We start from the raw sequence: 4,466 nt of genomic DNA, 5'->3' as shown, positions 1-4,466 counted from the left end.
TCACCAGAAAGCTAAGGCGTGCACTGATCTCACTGACGATCTTACTGGCGATCTCGCCACGTTTGCCGGGCAATTGTAATTCCTGGAAAAACTGAGTGGCCTCGCCTATCGGCATTGCCGTTATCGCCGGTAAATTGGTTTCGTTGATAAAGACATTACGTGAGGCTTCTCTTAATCGGGTGCCATGACAATCCGGACAGGCTCTGATGGAGTGAAATTTCGCCAGTTCATCACGCACACTGCCGGATTCGGTTTCATGATAGCGACGTTGCAGATTCGGAATAATGCCTTCAAAGGCATGTTTACGGGTCACCCGTTTGCCGCGGTCGCTGATATAACTGAAATCAATATCAGTGCGACCGCTGCCATACAAAATGACCTGGCGGACATTTTCCGGTAATGAATCAAACGCCGCATCAATATCAAACTGATAATGCTTCGCCAGAGACAGAATCATCTGGTAATAATAAGCATTACGACGATCCCAGCCTCTAATCGCGCCGGCCGCCAGGCTCAGTTCAGGGTGTGCAACGACGCGGGAAGGATCGACAAACTGTTTTATTCCCAGTCCATCACAGGTAGGGCAGGCTCCAGCCGGGTTATTAAACGAAAACATGCGTGGTTCAAGTTCGGCAATCGAATAACCACATTCGGAACAGGCAAAGCGTGCGGAAAACAGGGTTTGATCGGAGTCATCATCCATTGATACGACTTTAGCCACACCGTCCGCCAGCTTTAAAGCGGTTTCAAATGATTCAGCCAGACGCTGCTGAATATCTTCCCGTACCTTAAATCGGTCTACCACAGCTTCAATAGTATGTTTTTTGCGTAACTCCAGCTCTGGTGGCTGTTCCAGTTCAACCACTTCGCCGTTGACTCTTGCACGCACAAAACCTTGTGCTCGCAAACCTTCAAATACCGATAAATGTTCGCCCTTGCGATCCTGAATGACCGGAGCCAACAACATTAACCGTTTGCCTTCCGGCATCGCTAATACGGTATCCACCATCTGGCTGACTGTCTGCGCTTCCAAAGGCAGATGATGGGTCGGACAGCGTGGCTCACCGGCTCGCGCCAGTAATAATCTCAGATAATCATAGATTTCAGTAATCGTACCGACGGTAGAGCGCGGATTATGCGATGTCGATTTTTGTTCAATGGAAATGGCTGGAGAAAGTCCCTCAATATGATCAACATCGGGCTTTTCCATCATCGATAAAAACTGTCTGGCATAGGCCGATAGTGATTCCACATAACGGCGCTGCCCTTCTGCATACAAGGTGTCAAAAGCCAGTGACGATTTGCCTGATCCGGACAAGCCGGTAATGACAATCAGCGCATCTCTGGGCAGGTCCAGATCAATATTTTTCAGGTTGTGCGTACGGGCGCCGCGGATACTGATTTTTTTCATGCCTGTTCCGTAGTAAAATCCAACGGATCAATATACTCTGTCACCCTATCATGACGCAAAAGCAAGCCACATCTGACGCACTCAGTGCGCTGGAGAAACGAACTATTTCCGGTTTATCACTCATATTCGCCCTGCGAATGCTCGGGTTATTTATGATTTTGCCGGTATTTTCGCTCTCCGCTCAACAGTATTCACACAGCACGCCGCTATTAATCGGTCTGGCCATCGGTGCCTACGGTTTAACGCAGGCTGTATTACAAATTCCGTTTGGCATGCTTTCCGATCGAATTGGTCGTAAGAAGGTCATTTATCTGGGGTTAATTTTATTTGCTTTTGGCAGTTTATTGGCCGCGATGGCAGATTCTATTTATACCGTGATTCTTGGGCGTTTATTGCAAGGCAGTGGCGCGATTGCTGCGGTGGTAATGGCCTTAACGGCTGACCTGACTCGCGACCAGCATCGCACCAAAGCCATGGCAGCTATTGGCATCAGCATTGGCCTGTCATTTTCTGTGGCATTGGCTGGTGGTGCCGCATTGGAAAGCTGGATTGGACTGGATGGTATCTTCTGGGCCACCGCATTAATGGCGGTTTTCGGCATGATCATCTTGCATTGGTGGGTGCCCACTCCATTTAAGCATAAGCAACATCAGGATATGAAACCTGCCCGCGCACAGATTGGTGAGGTATTGGCAAATACTTCTATTATGCGACTGGTCATCAGTATTCTGGTGCTGCATTTATTACTGACCTTAAGCTTTTTTGCCTTGCCGATTGCCTTGCAGGATTTTGCTTGCGTGGCCAAAGCTGATTTAGCCCTCACCTATTTGCCAGTGTTGCTACTGGCATTTATCACGATGGTGCCGTTTATTCTGCTGGCCGAAAAACAACGCAAAATGAAAATGGTCTTTACCGGCGCAATCGCCGTATTGGCCATTGCCCAGGTCGGTTGGGCATTGCTGCCAAGCTCGTTAGCCATATTGATGGTGTGCTTGTGGTTATTTTTTACCGCCTTTAATATTCTTGAAGCCAGCCTGCCTTCGATGATGTCCAAGCTCAGTCCCATTAGAAATAAAGGCACTGCAATGGGCATCTATTCCAGCGCGCAATTTATCGGTGCATTTCTCGGCGGCATTCTGGGGGGAATCATTTACAGTGTTGGTGATATCAGCTGGATTTTCTGGTCCGCCGGGTTGATCAGTGCTGTTTGGCTGATATTTATGCTACCCATGCAAGCGCCAAAACATTACAGTAGCCGCATTATTCCGTTAAATGAAGTGACAGCCGAGACGGCTGATGAATTTGCAGAACGGCTGAATGCGATTAAAGGCGTGGTAGAGATAGTTATCGTGCTAGAAGAGAGGCTTGCTTACGTCAAATATCTCGCCGATGATGTCGATTTGCATGAACTCGAAGCATGTCTGATTTATGCGTAAAATGAACAAATATTTGAATTAAAAAAGGAATTCACCATGTCAGTAAACAAAGTTATTCTGGTTGGCAGACTCGGAGTCGATCCTGAAAGCCGGGCTTTTCCTAATGGTGGCTCGATCTGTAATTTACGGATTGCCACCTCAGAAAGCTGGCGTGACAAACAAACCGGTGAACGCCAGGAACGTACGGAATGGCATCGCGTGGTGTTACGCAACAAACTGGGTGAAATTGCTCAGCAATATCTGCGTAAAGGCTCACAAGTTTATATAGAAGGCCGTATTCAAACCCGTAAGTGGCAAAATCAGCAAGGTCAGGATCAATACACCACTGAAATTGTCGGTAATGAAATGACCATGCTGGACAGCAAAGGTGCCGGCGGCGGAAGCAGTGATAATCAGGATTACAATCAAGGCCGACCATCTCAACCCGCAGCAAAAAGTAACTACAACAATCCGCAACCTGCCTCAGCTTCTGCAGGCCCGGATTATGGTTCAGGTGGTGAAGCCGATTATTATGATGACGATATTCCATTTTGATCGAGTAAGATATTTATACCAAAGCCCCTGACACAGGGGCTTTTTTGTTTCGTTTGGTAGATTTTTTTACATTGATTCCCAAACTCAACAGTGGGAGTATGTCTGCTTGCCTTTTTTATCAATAGAAGTCTATGAACAAAATTCAACACACCACGATTCGTCCATTACGAACATTAAATCTGCTGTCTCAGGAAGAAATCCAACGTATCAGTAACACCAGCGAAGATCTGCATCGATTATTTCGCGATTGCGCTTTGGCGATTCTAAATACCGACAGTCATCAGGATGATGCTGAGCAGATCTTTCATACCTTTGCCGACTTTGATATCAAACTGGTGCCGCAATCGCGTGGTGTGGTGCTGGAAATCAAAAATGCACCGGCACAGTCTTTTGTTGACGACAAGATTATTCGTGGCATTCAGGAGCATTTATCTTCGGCACTGCGCGATATTATCTATACCGACTTCAAAATTCTCGCTCGGCAAACCTCGCCAACCTCTGAGCAGATAACGGATAGCGTATTTATGATTCTGCGCAATGCCGATGCTATCAAGCCGAATATGACACCGAATCTGGTGGTGTGCTGGGGTGGTCATTCCATTCCACGAGAAGAATATGATTACGCCAAACATGTGGGCTATGAATTAGGTCTGCGTAATCTGGATATCATTACCGGCTGTGGTATTGGTGCGATGAAAGGTCCGATGAAAGGCGCAGCTGTTGGCCATGCCAAGCAGCAAATCAAAACCGGCCGTTATATCGGTATCAGTGAACCGGGCATTATTGCTTCTGAATCGCCAAATGCGATTGTTAATGAACTGGTGATAATGCCGGATATTGAAAAACGGCTGGAAGCATTTGTGCGTCTGGGTCACAGTTTTATTGTGTTTCCAGGTGGCGTGNNGCTGCATCCGGAAAACAAACAAGGCATACCCTTAGTGTTTGCCGGCCCTGAGTCCTGTCGCGACTATTTTGATACGCTGGATAAATTCCTGCGCCGCTGTCTGGGTGATGAGATTGCCGAGCTTTATCAAATTGTCATTGGCGAGCCGGAAACAGTGGGACAGACCATCCGTGATTCGGTT

The 4,466-nt window shown here is 47.4% G+C and carries 3 protein-coding genes and 1 pseudogene; 3 read left to right on the top strand and 1 reads right to left on the bottom strand.

The genetic code is table 11. From position 1 onward, the window contains the following. Positions 1 to 1,411: pseudogene (locus B3O33_RS00195) on the bottom strand (excinuclease ABC subunit UvrA); the annotation flags it as partial. A 50-nt stretch (positions 1,412 to 1,461) separates the two neighbouring features. Here B3O33_RS00195 and B3O33_RS00190 point away from each other — a divergent pair. The 3 genes from B3O33_RS00190 to ppnN all read left to right on the top strand — a co-directional run. Further along, positions 1,462 to 2,847, top strand: coding sequence for an MFS transporter (locus tag B3O33_RS00190; RefSeq protein WP_292362694.1), 1,386 nt, complete (start codon positions 1,462 to 1,464; stop codon positions 2,845 to 2,847). A gap of 36 nt (positions 2,848 to 2,883) precedes the next feature. Further along, a complete protein-coding gene (ssb, locus tag B3O33_RS00185; RefSeq protein ID WP_292360543.1) occupies positions 2,884 to 3,381 on the top strand; it encodes a single-stranded DNA-binding protein in 498 nt (165 codons plus the stop codon). Between the two features lie 131 nt (positions 3,382 to 3,512). Beyond that, positions 3,513 to 4,466, top strand: a 954-nt coding sequence (ppnN, locus tag B3O33_RS00180; RefSeq protein WP_292362693.1) for a nucleotide 5'-monophosphate nucleosidase PpnN, incomplete at its 3' end; no start/stop codon positions are given.

Source organism: Methylophaga sp. UBA1464 (assembly GCF_002325665.1).
Classification (GTDB): domain Bacteria; phylum Pseudomonadota; class Gammaproteobacteria; order Nitrosococcales; family Methylophagaceae; genus Methylophaga.
This window is presented reverse-complemented; position numbering and strand designations above follow the sequence as displayed.

What these genes read in the sequence shown, in the direction of transcription:
- B3O33_RS00190 (WP_292362694.1), top strand. Translation starts at nt 1,462, where the DNA reads ATGACGCAAAAGCAAGCCACATCTGACGCACTCAGTGCGCTGGAGAAA.
- ssb (WP_292360543.1), top strand. Translation starts at nt 2,884, where the DNA reads ATGTCAGTAAACAAAGTTATTCTGGTTGGCAGACTCGGAGTCGATCCT.